Below are 22,076 nucleotides of genomic sequence, written 5' to 3' on the forward strand. Positions count from 1 at the left end.
ACAAATGCAGACCAGCGGTGCGGTACGCAACAGCAGTCGACACGGTCCGCGTGTTCGGAGGAGGGCCAAGATTAGCAAGCACAGTCCCCCGCGCGGGCGAACGTGCAGCGCGGGCCATCGCAGCAGGCCGTCTACGGGCGTCATGTGCTGCCTTCGATCAGTCGAAGGCGGAGACGATCGTGTCGATGATGGCCCGGATCCCGTCCCAGTCGTGCCCGTTGGCCTGTTTGGAACGGTGAGCCTGCACCTTGTGCAGGAAGCGGTCCTGCGCCGCTTTCTTTTCCGCTTCCGCAAGCGTTCCCTGGTAGCGGCGCAGCTTCGGGTTCCATGAGCGCCATTGCACGGGCACGAGTGTGTGGTCGTCGCTGCGCAGGACATCGCGGCCGAGGTACATCTCCAAGGATCCCGCACGTCCGTTGATGTCTGCCGGCACCGGTTCGTCGCCATATGGGCCGAGGGTCGGATAGGTCTCGAGGAACCGGAGCGGCGGATAGTGCAGTACTCGGCAGCGTTCCGGCAGCGGCTGTTTCTTGAGGTTGGCCAGTCCGGCGTGGGCTTCGGTGTCGTTGTCGGCCAGGGCGACGAACCGATTGGCCACGCCGGCAGCCACGAACGCCGATACGGTCTTCGCGAGCTGGGCGACTCCACCCTCGGCACCGGCGACGGCGAAGTCAAAGAAGGTGACGAAGCCCTTCAGATGTGGGTGAGTCACTTCCATGCCCGCTGCCAACAGGCGGGCATCTGTGGGGCCTTCGGTCAGGACAAGCAAGGGGGCGTCCTGGGCGAGGCGCGCCAACTGTTCAGCGCGTGCCTCGCCGGCAGCCGGATGCGCAGGGTCCAAGTCGACACCGGATCCGGTGAGTTCGCTGAGGTCCAGGAAGACCTTGGCGTGCGGGTCAGGGGCGCATTCGAGCAGCAGGCGCGTCATGCTGCGGCGGTCCATGTAGCGGGACAACGCCTCGGGTAGGTCATACGGGTTAGGCTGCCTGCTGTCCTTGGGCCATGCCTCTTCGAACGTCATGGCCAGGAGCTGACGGATTGAGGCCTCGACGCTCTGCACGCTGGGCACCTCGGAGAAGAGCGGTGCATCCAGCGGCCTCTTCTTCGCCCACGTGGCCAGGACCTCGGCGAGTTCGGCTTTCGCCCGGGCGGCGCTGAAGCCTTGTACATGGAGTCGCTCCCGCAGCTGCGCCACGGTCGTTCCGTAGACGAACTCGGTGAGGTTCGACCCTATGGGTGTGCGCGTGCCCATGGGCTGGCGCTCCGACTCGGTGAACAGGGCCGCCAGTTCCGGGGGGCATTCTCCTCTGCAGTACAGGAACTGATGGTCGGCAATCCCCAGGTGCGCATGAAAGGCCATGCGGGACAGCTTCCCAAGGCCATGCCCGGGGCGCTGCTCATATTGTTCGGCTGGCGGCCGGGGGCAACGGCGCCTGGGCCGCTCGCCCTTGACGGCGCCGCCAGGACCCGCTGGTGCCGGAGGGCGGCTGCACGGTTCCGGTTTGCGGCAAGTAGCCGTTGGCAGAGGGCGGTTGGCAATGACGCAGCCCACCAGAAAGCTGAATCATCCGAGGAATATTCTGTGTTAATGCTTTGAGGTCTGATCTGAGGTGGTGTCGTGTGATGGCGTCCAGTGACCTGCAGGCACATCCCGGGATGCTCGTGCTGGCGCGAGAGTCGCGGGGCATGACGCAGGTCGACGTGGCCGCTGCCATGACCAAGGTGGCCCCTGATAGCGCCGTAGCGGTGTCCCAGGGATATGTCAGCCGGGCGGAGTCGGGCCGCCTTGCGGTGGCGAGGACCGTCTGGAGCTGTATGCCGCCGCCCTGGGCTACCCGCGGGAACTGTTGTGCCTGGATCCTCAGGTGAGCGGGGTGGGGGTGGGACTGATCCATCACCGCAAGCGGGCCTCGCTGTCGGCCTCGGCGATGCGCCGCATCCATGCCCAACTTGCCCTGGTGCGGCTCAGGTGACGGGCATCGCCAAGGCTGCCTCGGCGGTGGACGGTCCGCACCGGTTCCCGCGCGTGGTCCTGAACGACTTCACGACGGCCAAGGATGCGGCCCGGCAGGTGCGCCGGGCCTGGGGTCCGCCGAGGGGGCCGGTGGCCGATGTGATCGGCTCGATCGAGGCGGCCGGCGGCTGGGTCGTGTGGCCGGTGACGGACCCGGCCCAGTACGAGAAGAAGATGGGGCATCTAGCGGCCGAGGTCGAGACTCTGCGCAACGGCCCGAAGATCACCTCGCGTGGGCTCCGCGAAACCGCCCGCTCGCTCGGCTACCTATAACCGGCGACAGGCCTGCCACAGAGCCGTGGCCCGGCGTACGGAAACACCTTGACGGCCCGGGCTCCAAGGAGTCAGCTCCCTGGCGCCCAGGGCCTTGGGCTTGGGCAACGGCGCGGCAGCGCGCCGCCCGGCTGGTCGTCGGCCGGAGCCGAGGCGGAAGGGGGAACGCGGTGCGCGGGTGTGTGGGCCGGACGCCATCTCATGATGTGCACCTATACGGCGTTCCACCGGTCTCACGTCCGGGTTGCCACTCACGAGGTGGGTTCCTCGTCCGGGCGCGTCTGGTCCTCGCTGTACGGGTACGGGTCGATGGTGCTGACCGCGTAGTCCATGCCATCGAAGAGATAAGCGTGCGCCGGGAAGTTCTCGGCTTCCAGGGCTTTCCGCTCTTCGCGGATCTCCTGCGCCAGTTCGCTGTCGTAGAGGTCGAACACCTCCTCGATGGCCACGCGCTCCCAGCCGTGCGCGAGCAGGGCGGCAGTGATTCTTCCGCGACCCTCCAGAAGATTTTCCAGCGGCTCGAAGCCGGACGCGCTCATTCGGTGTGCTCCCCGCGCTCGGCCCGAGTCTTCGGGCTGCCGTTGATCCGGGTGGGCGGTCGTGGGCACGGTCTCGTGGTTGACCCATGCCCACCGGCCGATCTCACGAAAGGACGCGCTGTCCAGGCGGTAGGGGCGACAGCTCGGCGCGGAGCCCGTGCGCGGCCGTCTCCTCGATCTCTTCGCGAGCGGCTCGGCGGGCGTCACGAACTGGGGCGCCGTTGCTTGGCTGCACTAGGTCGTGTCGGGGCAGGCGGGACTTTGCGGACACGGCCTAGCCGTCCATGCCGTCGTGGTCTGCTGCCGGTACGGTGATCATCGGCCGGTAGGTGGCGGTGTCGGCTGGCTCGCCGACGGGCTTGCCGTCGGCCTCGACCCACGCGTGAGCTCCGAAGGGTGCGGTGCGTACTCCGCTGCACCAGGTGGGCCAGTGGCCGCGCATGCGGCACAGCAAAGTGGTGGCCAGGGAGCGTTGGAGGCAGTAGCGGCCCGCGCACAGGGTGCTGACGGCTGTCACTTCCCTGCGTGCCCGCAGGGCCTCGTCGTAGCGGGCGGGTCTGGCTCCTCGCCGGCCCTGGCCCAGTACGGCACGGATCCGGCGTGGTGGCAGGTGGGCGAGGAGCCGGGCGGCGATGACGGCGGCGTGGGCGGTGAGCCGGGTGCCGAGCCCGGGGCGGGTGCCGTCGGTGTCCAGGATCTGGCTCACGAGTCGGTCACCAGCCTCTCTTTCACGAGGTGTGCGACCAGTGCCGTGACGTCGGCGGTGGCGCGCTCAGGGGTGACCGGGCGGGTGGCGGCGAGCCGTTCGGCAACCTGCTCGGGCGTGGCGCCGTCCAGCAGGGCTTGTACGACGAGGGCGCCGGTGCCGTTCAGCTGCCAGTAGTGCCCGGCGCGTTCGTCAAGCAGGACCATGCCGTCGCCTGTGGCGCAGGCGGTGACATCAGAGCGTAGTCGGTGCACTGCTCATCTCCCTTGTGCCGCCCGGGGTGCGCTGGTGCTCCAGGCCGCGCAGCCACGCCTCCACTCCCAGCGTGGTCTCGAATTCCGCGATCCCGCCGATCAGTAGGTGGGGCGAGAGCAGGGCGCGGCGCAGTGCGTCTTCGTCGGCCAGTCCGGCGGCCACCAGGCGGGAGTCCTCGGCCCAGGCGGCGAGCGTGTGTCGGTTGCGGCGCAGGCCGTTGTGCCATTCGTATCCGAAGTGGTCCTTGGTGGTGCGGCGCAGGATGGTCTGGGGTACCAGGCCGTGCATGGCGGCGGCGAGGAGCGGTTTGTAGGACCAGGGGCTGGCGGCCTCGTGGGGGCGGGCGGCGAGCGCGGCTGCGATCACGGCGTCGTCGCAGAACGGGCTGTGATACGGCAGCCTGGCGAGCTGCCCGCAGTGGGCCAGAGGGCCGGCGAGTCGGCCCCCACGCTGCGCGGCGGCGAGCCAGGCGTGCCGCCCGCGTTCACGGTGCAGCGGCTCGGTGGCGTCCTGGGCCGCGCCGAGCAGCCGCTCACGGCACAGCTGTACGGTCTGCTCGCTCGCCCAGGGCGGAAGGCATGGGCGCAGCCCCCAGCGCAGGTCGTCTCCAGTCACAGGCGTGTGCAGCAGTGCGGCGGCCTCGGTGAGCCAGGCGGCGTATGAACCTTGGTCGAGCAGCGCCCTTGTGATCGCCCCGAGGGGCCGGCGGTGTCGCGCGCGCCACCCGGCCGCGTGGCGCAGGCCGGCCGCGGGTGAGCGCCGCAGCAGACCGTGCACATATGAGGGTTGCGACTGGATGACCTGGTCCCCGCCAAAACCGGACAACCGCAGCCGGGCCCCGCGCGCCCGCATCTGCTCGGCCAGGTACCGCTGCTCCACCCGCGTACGCACGATCGCGGACGGCTCGTCGCCCAGATCCACGCGCTCGTCCAGCCCGCTGAACTGGGCGGGCACATCGGCCGACTCGAACACCAGATGCTCGATGCGGGGCAGGTGCCCGGCGGCCCGGGTGGCGTAGAGACGGTCCTCGTTGGTGGGTGCGCCCGCGTCCAGGGTGACGGTGACCTGCCGGGCCCCCGCCTGGGCCGCCAGGAAACACAGCGAGGTCGAGTCCATACCGCCGGACAGATCCGCGCCCACCAGCTCGTCCGGTCGGACCCGCAACGCGACCGCCCGCTCCAGTGCCTCCCGCAGCCCGGCCGCGGCCTCATCCACGGGAAGTTCGGCCACCGGCGGCCGCCACCAGCGGCGGGTGCGCACCTCGCCGCCGGGCGCCAGCTCCATGGCGGTGCCGGGCAGCACGGCGTGCACACCACGCCACAGCGCACCCCAGCCGAGCGGATGCGGAACGGTGTCACCGGTGAGCCGCAGCGCCAGCTGCGCGGTGTCCAGCCCCGCCGCGGTCAGACGGGCGAGGAGGCGGGCCTGGTCGGAGCAGACCGTGCCGCCGCCGGCCTCGGCCCGGTACACCCGCCGCTGCCCGGAGAAGCTTCCCCGCACGTACGTGTGCCCCGCGACGGACGCCAGAACGTGGAAGCAGCCGTCGGCATCCGAAAGCACCGGCTCGATCTGCGCGCTGTCACTGATCTGCCGGGCCCGCGCGGCCAGTTCGGCGGCCTTCAGGGAACACGTCCCGGCGACCACCAGACGCACGTCACCGACGGCGCAGGCAGTCAGCTCCCCGTCCGGCCAGCAGCCGACCAGCCACGGACGGCCGGAAGCATGCGGCACGACCCGGACCACGGCCGGGCCGGCGAAGTTCCGGAGACGATCGAGGAAACCGGGTGAGAGATCCCGGTCAGGAAGGACAACGAACCAGCAGGCCGGCGTGGCGCCCATCGACAATCTCCAGAGTGCGGGACGAGTGACAGCGTGGCGGCATGGCACCGGGTGCCGGCCCAGGCCTCGCGGCCCGGACCGGGACCCGCCGGGATCATCAGAGCCACAGACCGACCGGGAAGTCGGGCCAGTCCCCGAATTCGCCCTGGGTCAGCTCGGCGTACTGCCCGACCTCGGACAGCAGCGGCGGCTCGTACACGTCCGCGGCCTCGAAGCCCTGCGACGTCTCCTGCACAGCGATCCACCTCCAGTCACACAGAGACGGAACTCCCGTCTCCCATAGGCCAGTTGGGCACTCCTGAGTGGGTCACGACAAGCGGCGCCGGGCTAATCCACCCGTAAGCAGGGAAAAGGGGTAGACATTCCGCGGCGCCTGCCGGGAAGCACACACCGGCTCACAACAAGCGCGGGAGCGACCGAAATGCCTTAGAGATCGCCTTCTCCCCGACATTTTGTCCCGGAATGAGTGTTTGTTTCCCGGATGTCGGGTCGTGGCAGGAGAGAGCGGCATCGCCGGCCAGGCACACCGGCCCGGGCCGCATCCTCGTTTTCCGGTCCCGCAAACAATTCTGACCCCGGCTCACGGCAGATCCCCTGCTCGCCACCCACCCCTGTAATCAACTCCGTCTGTCTCATTGACATCTCACTCAGAAGGCCCGACTTTGGGAGCGCTCCCATACCAGCCTTGCAACTGGAAGGAGTCCTCCCACATGTGCAAAAAGAGTCCGTTAACCCGGCGTTCGCGGGCGTCCCTCCGCCGGCCTCTCCAGGCGCTCGTCATGCTGTTCGCCGTGGCCGTCGGCGCCGTCGCCTGGTCGACCCCCGCCCAGGCTCACGGCACCGTCGTCGGCCCCGCGACCCGCGCGTACCAGTGCTGGAAGACGTGGGGCAACAACCACACGAACCCGGCCATGCAGACCCAAGACCCCATGTGTTGGCAGGCCTTCCAGGCCAACCCCGACACCATGTGGAACTGGATGAGCGCGCTCCGCGACGGCCTCGGAGGCCAGTTCCAGGCACGGACCCCCGACGGGACGCTCTGCAGCAACAACCTCTCGAGGAACGCCAGCCTGGACAAGCCCGGACCGTGGAAGACCACCACCATCGGCAACAACTTCTCGGTCCACCTGTACGACCAGGCGTCCCACGGTGCCGACTACTTCAAGGTCTACGTGAGCAAGCAGGGCTTCAACCCCAAGACCCAGACCCTGGGCTGGAGCAACCTCGACTTCATCACGCAGACCGGCCGCTTCGCCCCGGCACAGAACATCACGTTCCCCGTCCAGACCTCCGGCTACACCGGACACCACATCCTGTTCGTGATCTGGCAGGCCTCGCACCTCGACCAGGCCTACATGTGGTGCAGCGACGTGAACTTCGGCTGAGCCGCAAAGCACCGCACACGGCACCGGCCTCTGCCGGGCGCCGGTAACCCGCCGCCCGGCCGACCGAGCCCCGTCGGGGCAGGGGCCCCATTGGGTCACCCTGCCCCGACGGGGCTTCCTGCGTTCCTCACTTGACTCTCTCGGGGATCTTGGACGTTCGGGCTCAACTATCGAGGATCCGCCGGGACTTCGACCGGGAGGGCTCGGAGCCGAGGCGCCGCTGCTGGAGGAGGACGTGTGGCTCCTGGCCCACCGCGCCCGCTCGCTGCGTAGATGCAGCAGGGCGTCAACTGCAGACCCAATCGCCCCCGGAATACTTGATGCCGTTGAGCTCCACCCACCCGGAAATGTAGGCACAGTAGATCTCGGCGCCGGAGACGTAGATGGCGCCGGCGTACCTGTCGTAGTAGCCGTTGTCGTACCAGGAGGTCTGCCAGCCGTCGCGGCGGACGCGGACCTCCATATGGTGTCTGCCGTCCCGACGGTCGAAGGTCATCGCGCAGAACGTGCCGCTGCCCTCGGTCGAACGCCAGACCGCGATGTACGCCGCACCATCAGGGTCACCCAGCGGTATGGAGTCATGCTCGTTGCCCTTGCAGTACGAGAACGGGCCCGCGTAGCCGGGCGGGGCATCGGCCGGGTTGGTCGCCGATGCGGCGCCCGCCCCGCCGAGCACGGCACCCGCCACGATTCCGTAGACCGCGACGGCGGACACGATGCGCCTCGTCATCCTGATCCTGCTCACCGGGAACCTCCCCCTGTTCCTCGTGTGACCGGCAATCGACGGTCCCCGGGCCGGCGAGACGCGGACAGCGCGCCCTGCCCGGGCAGAGCCCCCGATCCCGTGCTTGGCCGATCCACCGTAGCGCCGGAGACGCCGCCGCGAGGGGCGTTCCCCGCCGAATGCATGGCTGACGAACCCCCCGGTAGCCCTCGGTCGCCGAACGGGGCCCGGACCAGGTGGTCCGGGCCTTCGCCATGCCCCGCGCATGTCTCCCACCGGTGCTGTACCAGCCCCGGCATCCGGCCCCAGGCCGTGAAGACGATGAGAGACCGCATCCGGCAGGCCATGGCGCCGTGGACCTGCGCAGGCCGCTACCGTCGTGCACGAGCCGGATCCCATCCTGCTCAGGGTCCTGTCGCCGGGGCCTGGCTCAGGAGGTGGTACAGGTCCCGGAGTCCTGTAGGCGCCCTGATCCCTTGATGTCTCGTCGCCCTGGATGACCGTACCGGGGTGACGGGTCTTGAGAGACACACTCTCTCAGGACCAGGTCACAGCGGGAGTTGTATGCCGAGGTCCTGCATAGCGCGGGAAGGCGGGCCGTCTTCTGAGCGTTCGGTCTTGTAGCCCTTGACGATGTCCTTGACGTGTCGCTCGATCGCGCGCTGATCAATCCTGGGTTTGCGGGCCACACTGCCCTCCTGTCTCGGATACCTCACGACTGTCTCGGATACCTCACGACCAGCCTACGGAGGGGGTCCGACAATGGGCCGTCCCTTCCGCCGCCGTCATGACGGGTTGCCGGGCGGAGCCAGAGGGGCCAGTGCGGGCCGGCCGCACCGCATGGGTCGACGTGTGCTTCGCCGGTGCGGCCGCTCTCATATCCAGCTCCGGCCCGACCTCATCGACGGCTGCCTGGCCGGCACCAGACTGACCCTCACCCAGCAGCCGAGAACGACCCGAGGAAGTCAGTAGCCACCGAGGCGACCACCGGTCTGCTGCGTCGGCCCGAGGCAGGCGGACGCCGGCGCTCGTGGTAGTCCCACGGTGTCGATCACACGCGAGGCCGGTTCAACAGCCGGGAGAGCACGATGGCGCTCTCGGTCCGTTCCACAGGAGCGGTGGCGCGCACGCGTTGGATGGCCTGTTCCAGGTGGGGGATGTCCCTGGCGAGCATGTGGACGACTGCGTCGGCGGCGCCCGAGACGGTACAGGCTTCGACGACCTCGGGGATGGCCTCCAGGGCTTGGCGCAGTTCTGCGGGGGTGGGATTGCCGGTGCAGTAGACCTCGACGAAAGCCTCGGTATGCCAGGCCAACGCCTGAGGATCGACGAGAGCGGTGAAACCGCGGATCGCTCCGGTAGCCACGAGGCGGTCGAGACGCCGCTTGGCGGCGGGCGCGGACAGCCCGGACGCCTTGCCGATCTGGGCGTATGTGGCCCGCGCGTCGTGCAGCACGTACCGGATGATCGCTTGATCGATGGCGTCCATGACCTCACTCCAGACGTCAGAACCTGCGGCCCAGCGCAAGAAATGGCCACGGACCCGCTGACATTGCAAGAAAGCGACAGTACGCAGCAGCAAATGGCGATTGCTTGCGTTGTCCGCCGAACATAGTCTCCGGCTTGTCCTGATGTCACGTGCTGGGAGCAGTGTTGAGATGACAGCAAGCCTGAGCGATGTGGAAGCCTCGGCACTGGCCGCGGTGGACGAGGCGGCCATCGCCCGGTTGCTGCTGGAACTTCTCGTTGTTCCGAGCGTGACGGGGAGTGCCGCGGAGTCCGAGGTTCAGCACGTCCTTGCCCGGCATCTGAAGCGGATGGACCTCGATGTCGACCTGTGGTCCATGAACCTGCCCGAGCTACGTGACCATCCCCGTTTTCCCGGCAGCGAGGCCCCGCGCACGGAGGCGTGGGGCCTGGTGGGCGGCACGGTGCCCCAGGGCGACGGGCCGACCCTGATCCTCCAGGGGCACGTCGACGTCGTCCCTTCCGGAGACCTGGCGCGTTGGGAGGGTGACCCCTTCCGCCCTCGGGTTACCGGGGACGTGGTGCACGCACGAGGAGCGTGCGACATGAAGGCGGGTGTGGTGGCGATACTCGCCGCCCTGGCCGCGATACGGGAGGCGGGCGCAAGGCTGCGCGGCCAGGTGTCGGCGCATTTCGTAGTCAGCGAAGAGGACGGGGGACTCGGGGCGTTCGGCACCCTCCAACGCGGCCACACCGGCGACGCCTGCATCATCACCGAACCGACCAGCGGCGCGGTCATGACTGCGAACGCCGGCGCCCTGACGTTTCGCATCCAAGTACCCGGCCGGGCCACCCACGGCAGCACAAGATACGTGGGAGTGAGCGCCATCGACGCATATCTGCCCATCCACCGCGCGCTTGCCCATCTGGAAGCCCGCCGCAACGTCGGCGCCGACCCGCTCATGTCCGAATACCCCATCCCCTACCCGCTGTCGGTCGGTACCGTCCATTCCGGCGACTGGGCCAGCAGCGTGCCCGACCTCCTGGTGGCCGAGGGAAGACTGGGCGTCCGGCTGGGCGAAGATCCGGCCCAGGCACGCACCGAACTGGAGGCGTGCGTGGCCGAAGCCTGCGCGGCCGACCCCTGGCTGCGCTCCCACCCCGCCACGGTGACGTGGCCCGGCGGACAGTTCGCCAGCGGACGGCTGCCGGCCGGGCATCCGCTCGCGGCCCAGGTCGCCGACGCGCACGCCGACGTCACCGGCGGCCCGCGACCTTCCGAGCGAGGCGCCCCCTACGGCAGCGACCTGCGACTGTACTCCGGGGCGGGCATCCCCACGCTGCAGTACGGCCCCGGCGACGTACGCCTCGCACACGGTCCGCAGGAACAGGTCCGCGTGAGCGACATCGTCACCGTCACCCAGGCACTGGTGCTCGCCACACTGCGCACGGTCGGCACCAAGTAGTAGTCCCCAGCCTCACCCCCTACCGGCTGCTTGTGACCCGGTGGAAGTGACTGGTGCGGCGAGCCGGAGGCGGTCGGAGGGGTGGCCAGCGGCGGTTCCGACAGTACGGCAGTCCTCGGCCACCGGCCCGAGGGCGATCACCGCAGTCCTCTCACCACGGCCGAACCGCTCACCTGCCTCGCACCGGATCGGCTCACGAAGCCGTCGCCTCTCGGCGGTCAGCCCGCCACCCTGCGCGTACCGCATACCACCGGCCTACCGCAGGAAGTCAGTAGGTACGGTCGCAACGACGCCGACGTCGCCGAACCCGGCCGGCGGGAAAGGGCAGACCCGATGACCACCGACGCTGGGCTCCCCGCGGTCAGAGCGTCCCTCCGGCTCGCGCTTCCGGCCGAGCCCGAGGGCAGCCCACAGAAGGAGCCCTCGCAGTCTGCCCCTGTTCAGGCGTAGGAGCCCAGGAGTACGCCTACCAACGCCCCGGCGAGGAGGAAGGGGCCGAATGGGACCCTGGACGCCCGGCCGGCCCGGCCCGCGAGGATGAGGGCGATGCCGTACAGCGCGCCGAGCAGGTACCGGCTGTCGGCGTGGCCGTGGCTGAGTGCGGCAGAGAAGGTGGCCAACGAGCAGACCATCACCTTCGACGTGCCCGACGACGAGACGGGTAGCCCCGGGCTCGGCCGGCCTCAGCAGGTGGACCAGGCGCGCAGCTGCGCGGCGACCTCCTGCACGCGGGCGCCCTTGTGCTTGGCCCGCATGATGAGCGCGAGGGCTTCCTCCGGCTCGCAGTCCAACATGACGCCGTTGGTGTTGAAAGGGCGGCTCCGGCGGCGCTGCGCGCTGGGCTTCGCCCACCCTGGACCGCTCGATTCGCCCCTGGACCTGGCTGGCTATCGGCGGCCCTCCCGCTTGGCGCCCGACCGCAGGTCAAGCGGCGTATGGGCGGGGAGATCCATTGAGCAGGTGTGGAGTCACCGCCGAGTAGGGGGTGGCCGGTTTCAGCTGACCTACGACGGACTGCGCGCCGCCGAGGCCAAGAGCAACGAGGACCTCCGCCTGCCGCAGCCTTTCCCCGATTTACCGGCCCGTGTCAAGCCCCGAAATGCAGTGCCGTGACGCGAATCGACGGCCAGGGCGCAATGGAGGCAGGGGTTGCCACGGTCGTCGTGGCACCGCTGGAACGAGGAGTGAGCGAAATGCCGAGCATCCCTAAGCGGTCATGGACATGGAGGGCGTTGCCATCCGCCTTGCGTCAACGCGTCACATCCCGTGGCTCGCTGCTATGGCTGATCGCCACCGCTGCCTTGTTCGTGACCTGTCTCACCTCGTTCCTGGTGTGGGTTGCGGAGGACCGTTCCGTCACCCTCACGCCCATCAGCGGCAATCATGAGGGTGCGCCATCCGGTGATCCGGTGGAGGAGCCCCCTGCGGAGGAACCACCAGTGGAGGAAGAGCCCCTGGAGGAGGCACCGGCGGAAGAGGCACCGGCGGAAGAGGCGGCAACAGAGGAGAGTGCACCGACCTCGCCGAGTGTCCTGCCGATCGTGGTCTCCGGGGTGTCCGGCATCGGTGGGCTGCTGAGTGGTGTCGCGGCGATGATCACTGTGCGGCAAGCCGCTGACAAGAGGGGGACCCAGCAGGCTCCGGGATCCACGCACAGCCGGCGGCTCCCGGAGCAACAGCAGTTCAATCGAGCTTGTGGCCGCCGACGCGGCTACTGAACTTGAATAGGCGATGTCGGGGTCGGCTGCCCGGCGGGTGTTGCCCGCCTCGCGGGCCTGCGGGTTCAGCCAGCCCGCTTCGACCGGCCGGACCCGCCCGTCTGGCCCCTGCCCATCCCCCGACGAGCCCCGGGCTACGACTCCTTGAACTCCCTCAGGCGCGCCGCATAAACGGCGGCGATTCGCTGAGCCTCCTCCGGGTCGGCGGTCGCCAGCTGCGTTTGATCGGCGAGTGCGGCCTGACGGCCGGCCTCAGCTCCTCGATCCGCTCGTCATCGGGCACCGGCGCGCGGCGCTCCGTGATGATCTGGGTGTTGTACCAGTTCACCACCTCCTGGACGGCGTCCTCCGCCGCCCGCTCCTCGCCGCCTCCCAGGCCGGAGAAATCGGGCTCGTCTGTGCCGGACACGGCAACCCCCTCGATCTTGATCATGAAATGGGGTGGTCATTGTCCTCCCCTGCTTGGCGCGGACCGCCGCATCGGCACCGCGAGGGTGTCCCAGCCGAGGCGTGCAGGGGAGCGGAAGGAAGCGTTCGCGTGCTGGAGGAATCCGTGCCGGGCAAGTCGTGGGAGACCGCGGCGTTCGGTTCGCCAGCGTGCCTGTGACCTCTGACGACAGGAGTTGCATGTTGGACACGTCAACGCTGATCAACATAGGAACAGTGGTGGTGTCGGTGTCGGCTCTCGTCATCTCTTCGTGGCTGGCGAGGAACCAGTTCACCGCTCAGCGACACGGCAACCACGTGGGCCCCGTTCTTGAGCTCCTGAGCGAGTTCCGGTCGCTCGACTTCCAGCGAAACTACGCCTTTGTCCGAGACGAGTTGCCGCAGCTGCCGAGCGACAACGGGATCTCAGGTCTTGACGAGGACGTGCAGCGAAAGATCTACGACATCGGGTACTTCTTTCAGCTCTGGGCCGTTCTGGCCTACCTCGACATCATGGATGAGCGGTTCGTCAACGCGTTGCTGCGCCGTCGGTACCTTGAGATCTGGTCGGCTCTGCAGCCATTTGTCGCCAAGGAGCGTGAGTTGCTGGGTGTACCCGACAGCGCCGTCCTGAGTGTCCTGGAAGACTTCGTGACACGGCTGGAGGCCGCCCCGCGCGAGAGGCCCCAGCTACTGGCCGGTCGCCTGCGTCGATGAAGCCGCCACGGCGATCGACGCATGCCGGCTGCCTCTGGCACGCGAGGCTGTGACGCAACACGGCCCGGGTCATGCCCGGAGGCAGGCTCCCCAACGCGCACTGGACCGGCATAGGTTGACCCCTTGGCTGATCATCTTTCGGGAGCCTACGTGGCAGGCCGGGATCTCAGGGCCCTGTTCAGTACGAACAACCGCAGCGTGCAGTCTGCGCAAGCGTTCACAAACCGGTCCTTGCAGTGGGAGCTGGTCGCGGCCGCGCTCACCGAGCACCTCCAGCACCTCAGCGCTCCCGCCTTCGATGCAGAGGACCTCGAGGCGCCCCGCAACCACGTGCTCGTCTTCCACGGGGTCGGCGGAATCGGCAAGACGACTTTGTCTGTCATCGACAGCCGCCTGCTCCCCGATGACCTGCAACATATGGCGTTGTACTACCGGGCATAGGCCCACCGCGACCTCGGGGACAGCCCGGCCTCTCGCGCGGGCATGCAGGACGTCGCCAACGGCGGAGGCCGCCTCGCCCCCGCCGCCCGCCGCGGACTTGCCCATCTCGCCCGTCTTGCCGGCGACTTCTCCACCGCACTGGCCACCGCCCACACCTCGGGCTGGGAAGGTCGCCACCACCGCGTCGAAGGCGATATCCGGTGGCCCCACGGGGACATGGACCGCGCTGCCGCCGCGTATGCCGCCGCACGCGACGAAGCCGAACAACACGGTGTCCTCGATGGCGGCCAGGATGCGGTGAACCGCCCAGAACTCCCCCGCGCAGCGGTGTTCACTCGGCCAGCGCGAGGCCACCCACCGGGCCGTCTTGACGTTGCTGAACTTCCGCGGCCCCGTAGCTGGAAGTCCAGGCCGGCGGGTCTGGCCTCGAACAGCACGAAGCGGACGGTGCCGGCATGCCGTCGGGCCGCGTCTCCCTGCCTCCGTGAGCCGCAGGGCATGACTAGTCGCCCTTCAGCAGGCGGGCGAGTTCGTCGTCCATGTCGACCTTGCCGGTGTCGACGGCGGTCTTCGCTGTACGGAGGTTGACGCCGTTCTTGCGTGCCGCCTCCAGCGCGGGCCCGGGCCAGGGTGCACAACCGCCGCCCGTCTTCCCCTTCAGCTCTTACGTAACCTATCGTTATTCGATAGATTTCCATCGCAAGTCGATGGAGAGGTGGGTCATGGGACAGCTGACCGTGCGTGCGCTGCGCGCCGTGCTCGTGGTGGTGCTCGTCGGCACCGTGTTCGTACAGGCAGGGATGGTGTGGGCGTTGGTCAGCGGTAGCGACCCAGAGGACAAGTCGCTCCCGCTGACCCCGCTGCGCGTGATGACGATCCTGGGCATGGTGTCGGTCCAGATCGCCCTGGTCTGTGTATGGCGGCTGGTGACGATGGTGCGACGCGGAACCGTGTTCTCCCACGCCGCCTTCCGCTACGTGGATGGCGTGATCGGCGCGATCGTGGCGGCGGCCCTCGTGTGGTTCGCGGTCACGGCCATCAATGCGCCGGGCCAGCGGGACGACCCGGGCGTCACCCTCATCATGGGCGGAGTTGGCGTGGCCATCCTGGGGGTCGCGCTCATCGTGCTCGTGCTGCGGATGCTGCTCGCCCAAGCCGTCGCACGCGATGTCGAAGCAACTCAAATGCAGGCCGAGTTGGACGAGGTGATCTGATGCCGATCGCCGTCGACATCGACGTGATGCTGGCCAAGCGGAAGATGTCCGTGGGCGAGCTCGCGGACCGCGTAGGGATCACGCCTGCCAACCTGGCAGTTCTCAAGAACGGCCGCGCCAAGGCGGTGCGCTTCACGACGCTCGCCTCACTCTGTGAAGTGCTCAAGTGCCAGCCGGGCGACCTGCTCCGATGGGAGGCCGACGACGCCGCAGGCGGATGACCGGGCCTTCCGAGATCATGGACTTCTTGACGCCCCGGGATCCGAGTGGAAGACCCCGCCTGTCGACACGTCACCGCCGATCCCAGTTACCTCTTGACCAACTCTTCGCACCCCAGGACCGTGCCCGAGGAGATCCCAGGCCCGTTGGAGCGGCTGACCGAGGTACCCGACCTCGCGATCCGCCTCCCAGCCCGGCCGAGGCAGTTGTTCGAGCGGGTGTCCGGGGGCGCCTGACACTTCGGTCCCTTCTCAGGGTCTCCCCCACTGAACTGGTATACCTCGGCACCCGCATTGATTCTCCTCGCGTGACTGGTGGCTGAGGCCGACAGGCCTTTCGCAGAGACAGCCCTACGATCTTGGCTGGGGCGGCGCTATGTGGCTCCACCCGAGGCGGCTCCAACTGGCCCCACTGAGAGGGGCCTTCAGAGGTACTTGGGGGTAGTGGCGAGGTGGAGCGGCCCCACCGTGGGCCTTGCGATGGGACGGTGGATGTGGTCCGCCGAGGCTGTCGGTTCACTGATCCTCGTTGCTCAGCCGCCCGCTCCGGTCTTCGTGAGGGGGCGTACTGCCGGTTCGAGCAGCGACAGCGTCCGCTGCTGCGCGTCGAGAGCGACGCGGATGCCGACCGGCATCGGCAGATTCGGGCCGGCGTGTCCGAACTCAATGTTGCCCAGGACCGGGATGTCACGGTCGCCGAGGACGTCGAGGACGATCTCGCGCAAGGTGGGGGACGCGTGGGGCGAGTCGAGTCCGTCGATCCCGTCCGGGATGCCCACGACCATGCCGGAGATCCGATCGAGGATGCCGGCGTGCCGCAGTACCTGCAGATAGTTCCACACATGCGCTGCCAGGCCTCCCGTCTCCTCCCAGAACAGCACCGCGCCGTCGAACCATTCGAGCGGCAGCGCGTAGGGCGTCGCCTGCGCCAGCACGATGCGGTTGATCACTCCGCCGATCAGGCGGCCTTCGGTGCGACCGGCGCGCCAGCATTCCCACGTCGGGGTGGCCGGCAGTGTGCCGATCGGCCCCGTACCGGTCAGCAGCGTCGAGTAGAGCTTCTCAAGTTCCGCTTGGTGTGCTGCGGGCGCGCGCTGCCAGTGCCCACCGAGCCCAGGGGTGGCCAGGTCGGTATGGAAGCCGACCAGACCCGTGCGCACGTAGAACACCAGATGCAACAGTGAGATGTCGCTGAAGCCGAGGATCGGCTTGGGGTCGGCAGTGACCGCCTCGAAGTCGATCAGGTCGAGGTAGCCGAGCGCCGTCTGGCCGCCGTCATGCGCGATGATCGCGCGCACTTCGGGGTCCCGCAGAAGAGCGTTGAGCTCTTCGGCTATCTCCGCCGGCCGAGCCGCGCTCCACCAACGGTGCCGCCCTGTCTCGAGAAGCGGTGATCGACGGACACGGAATCCCATCCGCTCGAGCACGACCACCGCCTTCTCAAGGTCGGGCTCGTAAGTGGCATGGAGCGGCCCGGACAGCGATGCGATAACGACGAGATCTCCGGGCCTCAGGGCACGAGGTCGAAGCGGTTGAGGCAGTGCGGTATAGGTCACCGAGGCAGTATCTCGACACGCTCAGTAACATGCGACACATTTACCGGCGTCCATCCACGAAGCCCCTGGGCCCAGAACAAGCCGCCCTCCGGGGCCTCTTCACGACCCTGATCTTCGCGAATCGTCACCAAACCGGGGCCAGTTGGAGACGCCTCGGGTGAAGCCGAAGAGCGCCGCCCTAGCCATACGATCTCAGTTCATGACGACTCCCGACTGCTATGCATGCAGTAAGGAAGCAGAGTTCGACGACCTACCATCACGCGAGTGCATGGCGTATGACCAGCACTGGCGAGTGGCCCACGCCTTCAACACCGCAGTGCCCGGCTGGCTGGTGCTGCTGCCTCGGCGGCATGTTGCCGCAGTTCATGACCTCACCGACGCTGAGGCATCTGTCCTAGGGGTGTGGCAGGTCCAGCTCTCCCGGGCCCTCCGCAGCATGACTGGTTGCGCCAAGACCTACGTCGTCCAATTCGCCGAAGCCGAAGGCTTCGCGCACGTGCACTTCCACATCGTTCCGCGCATGGCAGATCTGCAACCAGAGCATCGTGGGCCGGGCATTTTCGAGCTGCTTCGGCGACCTGAACAGGAGCAGGTATCGGCTGACCAGGCAGACCAAATAGCCCAGTCTCTCCGAGCCCGACTTCATGGGGGCCCGAACGCTCAGTAACCAGATCACGGAATCTGTGCCAGAACCCGAGTTTCGACAGCACCCCCGCCTGGTCGTGGGCTGGGCATGTTCGACAGGAACGGAGCCCGGTGGGGCCCGACCGATATCGCCTGGCGGATCGGTGCCAAAGTCGGGCAGTCCGGCCGCACATGTGGTCGGCCTCAGGTCCGGGCGGGGCGCGACTGATGACGGCACGTAGGCGCACCATCTGTCGCGGCGGCGCTCCGGTCAGCGATCCACGGCGGGCAGGTGGGCCAGTCCGGTGTCGAGCATGATGCGGTCGACGGTCTCGTGCAGGGCGCTGTCCGCGCCGATGACGGTCTCGATGCCGCCGGGCAGCAGATCACGCTCCCGGTACCAGTCGCGCAGCTGCCTCTCGTTGACCTCGTCGGCGATCGACTTGGTGGCGTGCCGAGCGAGGGTTTCGCCGAACGGCACGTCCAGGTAGTAGCCGTGGGTCGGGCCACGGTGGTCGGCGCGCAGCGCCGCGAGCATGTCGCCGTAGCGGTCGGCGTACAGGATGCCTTCGACCACGACGTGGAATCCGGCGTCCAGGGCGTAGCGGGCGGTCAGGTCGATCAGGCCGATGTTCGCCGCTCCCGGCCGGTCCCGCTCGCGCAGCACGATGCGGCGGAGGTTGTCCTGGCCCACCAGAGCCAGGCCGCGGCCGAACCGCTCGCGCAGGCCGGCCGCGACGGACGATTTCCCCGAGGCGCTGTTGCCGCGCAGGACGACCAGCCGGGTTTCTTCAGTCCCCACCATCACGGCGATCACGCTACCGACGCCGCTGACGTCGACTCGGACCGGGCAGCGCGGGGCGCGCCGGTGGCGTTCAAGGACGGTGTACGACAGCGGCCCGGCACCGGCGTTTCTCGCCGCCAACGCCGACCGCGCCCCGGCGACCCGAAAAGAAGGCTCATCAGGTACTGATCAGTTACGCACTGCCCGGGCCGACCTCAAGGATCCCGGAGCAGGGGGTCTTCTGGTGATACCGGGCTTGCGGGATACGGGCCTCAGGGTCGGCTATTCCTCGTCAATGGCTTCCGGGGCCAGCAGCGGACCCAGACCCCGGGCAGGTCAGAAATTCGCGGGACCGGGCAACTGCTGGAAGGCGAGCGCGGCGGCGGCCGTGATGCCCGTACCGCACGGCGTGATGCTGCACGGTGTGCGAACCGGTTGCGTCCGTCTACGCCCAACGGAATGATCGGGCCTGAGCCGAAAGAGCCGAGGGCGCGGGGTGGCCATGGGGGACGTCCAGATATTGGCGGGGCGATATCAACTGGAGCGGTTTCTGGGGCAGGGCGGTATGGGCCGGGTGTACGAGGCCCGAGACACCGCGCTGGACCGGCCGGTCGCAGTGAAGCTGCTGTCGGGGTACGCGGCGGAGAGCCCGTCCGCGGCCGAGCGGTTCCGGCGGGAAGCGCAGGCGGCCGCTCGGATCAGCAGTCGTAACGCCGTGGCGGTGTACGACGTCGGGGTCGAGGGCGGCCAGCCTTATCTCGTGATGGAGCGGCTCGACGGCGTTTCGCTCAACCGGATCCTGGCCGCGTCCGCGGGGCCGGTGCCGGAAGCCGTGGTACGGGCCGTGGTCTCGGGCATGTGCGCCGGTCTGGCGGCCGCACACGACGTCGGCATCGTCCACCGGGATGTGAAGCCTGGAAACGTCTTCCTCTGCCGCGATGGGCGGGTCGTGCTGGTGGACTTCGGCATCGCGCGTCTCGTCGAGGCCGGGATGCTCACCACCACAGACATGCTTGCTGGAACGCCCGCCTACATGGCGCCGGAAGCAGTGCGAGGGCTGACGGTGGGCCCGCCGGCCGACCTCTACGGCCTCGGCTGTCTGATGTACCGGATGCTCTCCGGTGAGGAGCCCTTCACCGGCGGCGACGGATCAACCTATGGGATCCTCTTCGCCAAGGTCAACCAGCCGCCGCCCACTCTGCGCGACCGCGAGGGCGTGGACTCCGAACTGGCAGGCATGGTGGACAGGTTACTGAGACGCGAGCCGCAGTCACGGCCGTCCGGCGCCGGAGAGGTCGCCTTGTACCTCGGCACTCCGGAGCGGGTCGAGGAGGTCGTCGCCGCCCTGGTCGCCGACCATCTGCGCGAGTCGGCGGAGGAGTGGGCCCGTACTGCCCCCGAGCCGGCCACGGCAACGACGTTCCATCTGATGGCGCGGCGGCCTGTGCCGAATGCCTTCAGTCCTCCGCCCCCACCGCCGCCCGGCTTCGGTCCGCCTCCATCAATCTCGCCGCCCGTCGCCTCGGAACTCCCAAGCTATCTCCCGCCGCTCGACGGCTTCGACGACGAATGGCAGTCCTCCAAGCCCTCCCTCGTAAACCGCACCCACACGCTGATGCGTGAGGGGCTTTCCCCCGAAGCTATCGAGGCAAGGCACCGCGAGGCCGTAAACATGGTGAGCCGAGGCAAGTACAGCGAAGCGCTCGATCTGCACGGCTATCTGATCCAGCAGCGCACCGCCGACCTCGGCGAGATGCACCCCGCGACCCTGGTCAACCACTTCTGGGCCGCGGTCTGCCTGGCCCGCCTTGGCGTCGCGCCCGAAGCCTTGAACCGCCTGTCGATGATCAACGATGCCTGCTCGCCGGGCCGCCCTGGAGTCTGACGTGGCCCTTCTTGTGGAGATCAGCGCCTTGGGTGCGGACGCGGAGTACGAACTGCGCTCGCTACACCGTTGGATCGGCGCGGACGAGACCCTCACCGGCGCCTGCACGGGAACTCCCCGCGCCTCCGGTCCGCCGAATCCAGACCACATGGGACTGGGCTTCGACATCCTGGAGTTTGCGGTCAACTCGGGCCTGGCCACGGGCGCTCTCGCCGTGTCGATCGCGTCCTGGCTGGACGCCCGCCGGGGCGCGGCTCGACTGCGGATGACTCGCGGCCGGGTGGTCGTGGAGCTACCGGCGGACACGCCCGAGGCGACCCTGGCCGCCATCCGCATGCTGTTCCACGACGGAAACGACGAGAACCTTGGCACCGACGGGGAAGAGACCGTGGCCGGCACCGATGGGGAGGACGACATGCGGACCGCGGACGGGCACCAGCAGTGAGCGATGACCTGCCCGACCCGGCCACCTCCCGTGCCGTGCTGATCGGCGGCAGCGAGTACCGGCATCTGATCCCGCTCCCGCCGGTCGCGCAAAACCTGAGGAGCCTGAGCACGGCTCTGCAGGATCCGACAATCTGCGGCATCCCCGAGTCCAACTGCACGGTCGTGGAGAATCCTCGGTTCCCCGCCGAGTTCCTGGACCCGGTCGCGGCCGCCGCATCCGACGCGCGTGACACCCTGCTGGTCTACTTCAGCGGGCACGGACTACGCGACCCGGACGATCCCGACCTGTACATGGCGCTCCACGACTCCCAGGACGGGCGTGGCTGGTCCGCGGTGGCCTATCACCATCTGCGGTCGGTGGTACGAGCATCACCGGCCCTGCGCCGGATCGTGATCCTGGACTGCTGCTTCAGCGGCCGCGCCGCCCGCGCCATGGGCGATAACGGACAGAACCTGGCGATGCAGGCCATGGTCGACGGCGCGTACGTACTGGCCGCCTCGCCCGGAGATCGGCCCGCGCTCGCGCCTGAGGGCGAGATCTATACGACCTTCACCGGCGAGCTGTTGGACCTGCTGCGCGGCGGCATTCCCGACGGGCCCGAGCTGCTCGACCTCGAGATCGTGTACAGCACGCTCAAGGCCCGGCTGCGGGCCAAGAGCAAGCCGGAACCCCGCCGTGCCTGCGAGAACTCCTCGGGACGACTGCCGATCGCGCGCAACCGGGCCTGTGCGCCGCCCCAGGGTGTCGGCGGACCGGTGCTCGACCAGCAGATCACCTCGGCGATCACGACAACCGGGCTGCGGCTCGCACGGCGGCTGCGTGCCATCGGCCGCACTCGGGACGCGCTGCCTGTACTCCGGCTTGTCATCGGGCAGCCCGGTGTGACCGAGGGCGGTGACGACATCGCTGTACGACTGGAACTCGCCGACATCCTCACCGAACTGGACCACAGCCGCGAGGCGATCGAGGTGCTGGAGACCGCCTTCGCCGCAGTGCACGACAGGGTGGGCCCCGAGGTGGTGGCTGTGTGCCGGCGTCTGGCCGCACTGCTGCGCGAGGTGGGCAGCCACGCGGAGGCCTGCGACGTACTGGAACACGCGCTGAAGGTCAGCTTCCCCGGGGACCGGCCGTTCCCGAACGTTGAGGTACCGAGGTGACTCGATACACGTCATAGACGTGTGCCGGTCTCCCCGCAGTCCTCCCGCTCGCAGGTCCAGCGGGACCGGGTGAAGCGCAGGTACATCAGCAACCGCGGCGGCAGTTACGGCGGTTCGCCGACCTTCGACCCGAGGGGGTGGCGATGGCGGCCGCTGGAGCCCGAGGGAGGCCGGGGCGCCGGGCGTGTCCGACCCTGGCCGGACCGCCCAGTGGTTTCGT

25 protein-coding genes are annotated in these 22,076 nt (G+C 68.6%); 12 read left to right on the forward strand and 13 right to left on the reverse strand.

All coding sequences use genetic code 11. From position 1 onward, the window contains the following. Positions 1 to 157: 157 nt before the first annotated feature. Positions 158 to 1,360 carry a hypothetical protein gene (locus ACIBAG_RS35670; RefSeq protein WP_399111023.1) on the reverse strand — a complete coding sequence of 401 codons (1,203 nt, stop codon included), beginning with the start codon at positions 1,358 to 1,360 and terminating at the stop codon, positions 158 to 160. A 609-nt stretch (positions 1,361 to 1,969) separates the two neighbouring features. Here ACIBAG_RS35670 and ACIBAG_RS35675 point away from each other — a divergent pair. Beyond that, complete coding sequence (locus ACIBAG_RS35675; RefSeq protein ID WP_399111024.1) at positions 1,970 to 2,287, forward strand: hypothetical protein; 318 nt, start codon at positions 1,970 to 1,972, stop codon at positions 2,285 to 2,287. Between the two features lie 251 nt (positions 2,288 to 2,538). Here the strand turns inward: ACIBAG_RS35675 and ACIBAG_RS35680 are convergent, their stop codons facing one another. The 5 genes from ACIBAG_RS35680 to ACIBAG_RS35700 form a co-directional block, all read right to left on the reverse strand. Next, positions 2,539 to 2,826 carry a hypothetical protein gene (locus ACIBAG_RS35680; RefSeq protein ID WP_399111026.1) on the reverse strand — a complete coding sequence of 96 codons (288 nt, stop codon included), beginning with the start codon at positions 2,824 to 2,826 and terminating at the stop codon, positions 2,539 to 2,541. Positions 2,827 to 3,100: 274 nt separating this feature from the next. After that, positions 3,101 to 3,532, reverse strand: coding sequence for a lasso peptide biosynthesis B2 protein (locus ACIBAG_RS35685; protein ID WP_399111028.1), 432 nt, complete (start codon positions 3,530 to 3,532; stop codon positions 3,101 to 3,103). Then, the gene (locus ACIBAG_RS35690) at positions 3,529 to 3,738 is read right to left on the reverse strand and encodes a lasso peptide biosynthesis PqqD family chaperone (protein WP_399111029.1); all 210 of its coding nucleotides are present in this window, start codon (positions 3,736 to 3,738) and stop codon (positions 3,529 to 3,531) included. Before ACIBAG_RS35690 ends, ACIBAG_RS35685 begins: the two co-directional genes overlap by 4 nt. A gap of 28 nt (positions 3,739 to 3,766) precedes the next feature. After that, positions 3,767 to 5,626, reverse strand: coding sequence for an asparagine synthase-related protein (locus ACIBAG_RS35695; RefSeq protein ID WP_399111031.1), 1,860 nt, complete (start codon positions 5,624 to 5,626; stop codon positions 3,767 to 3,769). A 97-nt stretch (positions 5,627 to 5,723) separates the two neighbouring features. Then, entirely contained in the window at positions 5,724 to 5,861 is a 138-nt protein-coding gene (locus ACIBAG_RS35700; protein ID WP_399111032.1) for a lasso RiPP family leader peptide-containing protein, read from the reverse strand. A 544-nt stretch (positions 5,862 to 6,405) separates the two neighbouring features. Here ACIBAG_RS35700 and ACIBAG_RS35705 point away from each other — a divergent pair. Beyond that, the gene (locus tag ACIBAG_RS35705; RefSeq protein WP_399111033.1) at positions 6,406 to 7,011 is read left to right on the forward strand and encodes a lytic polysaccharide monooxygenase; all 606 of its coding nucleotides are present in this window, start codon (positions 6,406 to 6,408) and stop codon (positions 7,009 to 7,011) included. 286 nt (positions 7,012 to 7,297) lie between these two features. Here ACIBAG_RS35705 and ACIBAG_RS35710 read toward each other — a convergent pair whose 3' ends face one another. From ACIBAG_RS35710 to ACIBAG_RS35720, 3 genes are all read right to left on the reverse strand, one after another. Continuing rightward, the gene (locus ACIBAG_RS35710; protein ID WP_399111035.1) at positions 7,298 to 7,756 is read right to left on the reverse strand and encodes a hypothetical protein; all 459 of its coding nucleotides are present in this window, start codon (positions 7,754 to 7,756) and stop codon (positions 7,298 to 7,300) included. A 527-nt stretch (positions 7,757 to 8,283) separates the two neighbouring features. After that, complete coding sequence (locus tag ACIBAG_RS35715) at positions 8,284 to 8,424, reverse strand: hypothetical protein (protein ID WP_399111036.1); 141 nt, start codon at positions 8,422 to 8,424, stop codon at positions 8,284 to 8,286. Between the two features lie 362 nt (positions 8,425 to 8,786). Continuing rightward, complete coding sequence (locus ACIBAG_RS35720; RefSeq protein ID WP_030049525.1) at positions 8,787 to 9,224, reverse strand: Lrp/AsnC family transcriptional regulator; 438 nt, start codon at positions 9,222 to 9,224, stop codon at positions 8,787 to 8,789. 169 nt (positions 9,225 to 9,393) lie between these two features. Between ACIBAG_RS35720 and ACIBAG_RS35725 the strand changes: the two genes are divergently transcribed. Continuing rightward, entirely contained in the window at positions 9,394 to 10,668 is a 1,275-nt protein-coding gene (locus tag ACIBAG_RS35725) for an ArgE/DapE family deacylase (RefSeq protein WP_399111038.1), read from the forward strand. Between the two features lie 440 nt (positions 10,669 to 11,108). Here ACIBAG_RS35725 and ACIBAG_RS35730 read toward each other — a convergent pair whose 3' ends face one another. Further along, entirely contained in the window at positions 11,109 to 11,288 is a 180-nt protein-coding gene (locus tag ACIBAG_RS35730; RefSeq protein WP_399111039.1) for a hypothetical protein, read from the reverse strand. 489 nt (positions 11,289 to 11,777) lie between these two features. Between ACIBAG_RS35730 and ACIBAG_RS35735 the strand changes: the two genes are divergently transcribed. Further along, complete coding sequence (locus tag ACIBAG_RS35735; RefSeq protein WP_399111041.1) at positions 11,778 to 12,386, forward strand: hypothetical protein; 609 nt, start codon at positions 11,778 to 11,780, stop codon at positions 12,384 to 12,386. 154 nt (positions 12,387 to 12,540) lie between these two features. On the opposite strand, the gene ACIBAG_RS35740 is transcribed toward ACIBAG_RS35735, so the two are convergent. Continuing rightward, entirely contained in the window at positions 12,541 to 12,819 is a 279-nt protein-coding gene (locus tag ACIBAG_RS35740) for a hypothetical protein (protein WP_399111043.1), read from the reverse strand. Between the two features lie 194 nt (positions 12,820 to 13,013). On the opposite strand from ACIBAG_RS35740, the gene ACIBAG_RS35745 reads away from it, so the two are divergent. From ACIBAG_RS35745 to ACIBAG_RS35760, 4 genes are all read left to right on the forward strand, one after another. Then, positions 13,014 to 13,529, forward strand: coding sequence for a hypothetical protein (locus tag ACIBAG_RS35745; RefSeq protein WP_399111045.1), 516 nt, complete (start codon positions 13,014 to 13,016; stop codon positions 13,527 to 13,529). Positions 13,530 to 13,760: 231 nt separating this feature from the next. Then, positions 13,761 to 13,970, forward strand: coding sequence for a hypothetical protein (locus ACIBAG_RS35750; RefSeq protein ID WP_399111046.1), 210 nt, complete (start codon positions 13,761 to 13,763; stop codon positions 13,968 to 13,970). Positions 13,971 to 14,692: 722 nt separating this feature from the next. Further along, positions 14,693 to 15,184, forward strand: coding sequence for a DUF2975 domain-containing protein (locus ACIBAG_RS35755; protein ID WP_399111048.1), 492 nt, complete (start codon positions 14,693 to 14,695; stop codon positions 15,182 to 15,184). Beyond that, on the forward strand, positions 15,184 to 15,405 hold the full coding sequence (locus ACIBAG_RS35760; RefSeq protein ID WP_399111049.1) for a helix-turn-helix domain-containing protein: 222 nt from the start codon (positions 15,184 to 15,186) through the stop codon (positions 15,403 to 15,405). The genes ACIBAG_RS35755 and ACIBAG_RS35760 overlap by 1 nt, the downstream gene beginning before the upstream one ends. 530 nt (positions 15,406 to 15,935) lie before the next feature. Here the strand turns inward: ACIBAG_RS35760 and ACIBAG_RS35765 are convergent. Beyond that, positions 15,936 to 16,958 (reverse strand): LD-carboxypeptidase, encoded by a 1,023-nt coding sequence (locus ACIBAG_RS35765; protein ID WP_399111051.1) that lies wholly within the window; start codon positions 16,956 to 16,958, stop codon positions 15,936 to 15,938. 199 nt (positions 16,959 to 17,157) lie between these two features. Here ACIBAG_RS35765 and ACIBAG_RS35770 point away from each other — a divergent pair, with 199 nt between their 5' ends. Further along, on the forward strand, positions 17,158 to 17,625 hold the full coding sequence (locus tag ACIBAG_RS35770) for an HIT family protein (RefSeq protein ID WP_399111053.1): 468 nt from the start codon (positions 17,158 to 17,160) through the stop codon (positions 17,623 to 17,625). A 228-nt stretch (positions 17,626 to 17,853) separates the two neighbouring features. On the opposite strand, the gene ACIBAG_RS35775 is transcribed toward ACIBAG_RS35770, so the two are convergent. Then, positions 17,854 to 18,387, reverse strand: coding sequence for an AAA family ATPase (locus tag ACIBAG_RS35775; RefSeq protein WP_399111054.1), 534 nt, complete (start codon positions 18,385 to 18,387; stop codon positions 17,854 to 17,856). A gap of 481 nt (positions 18,388 to 18,868) precedes the next feature. Here ACIBAG_RS35775 and ACIBAG_RS35780 point away from each other — a divergent pair, with 481 nt between their 5' ends. The 3 genes from ACIBAG_RS35780 to ACIBAG_RS35790 are packed head-to-tail and all read left to right on the forward strand — an operon-like array spanning position 18,869 to position 21,856. Further along, on the forward strand, positions 18,869 to 20,251 hold the full coding sequence (locus ACIBAG_RS35780; protein WP_399111056.1) for a serine/threonine-protein kinase: 1,383 nt from the start codon (positions 18,869 to 18,871) through the stop codon (positions 20,249 to 20,251). Between the two features lies 1 nt (position 20,252). Continuing rightward, on the forward strand, positions 20,253 to 20,696 hold the full coding sequence (locus tag ACIBAG_RS35785; RefSeq protein ID WP_399111057.1) for a hypothetical protein: 444 nt from the start codon (positions 20,253 to 20,255) through the stop codon (positions 20,694 to 20,696). Beyond that, entirely contained in the window at positions 20,693 to 21,856 is a 1,164-nt protein-coding gene (locus tag ACIBAG_RS35790) for a caspase family protein (protein WP_399111059.1), read from the forward strand. Before ACIBAG_RS35785 ends, ACIBAG_RS35790 begins: the two co-directional genes overlap by 4 nt. Positions 21,857 to 22,076: the final 220 nt, after the last annotated feature.

The sequence above is a fragment of the Streptomyces sp. NPDC051243 genome (assembly GCF_044455405.1).
Lineage (GTDB): Bacteria > Actinomycetota > Actinomycetes > Streptomycetales > Streptomycetaceae > Streptomyces.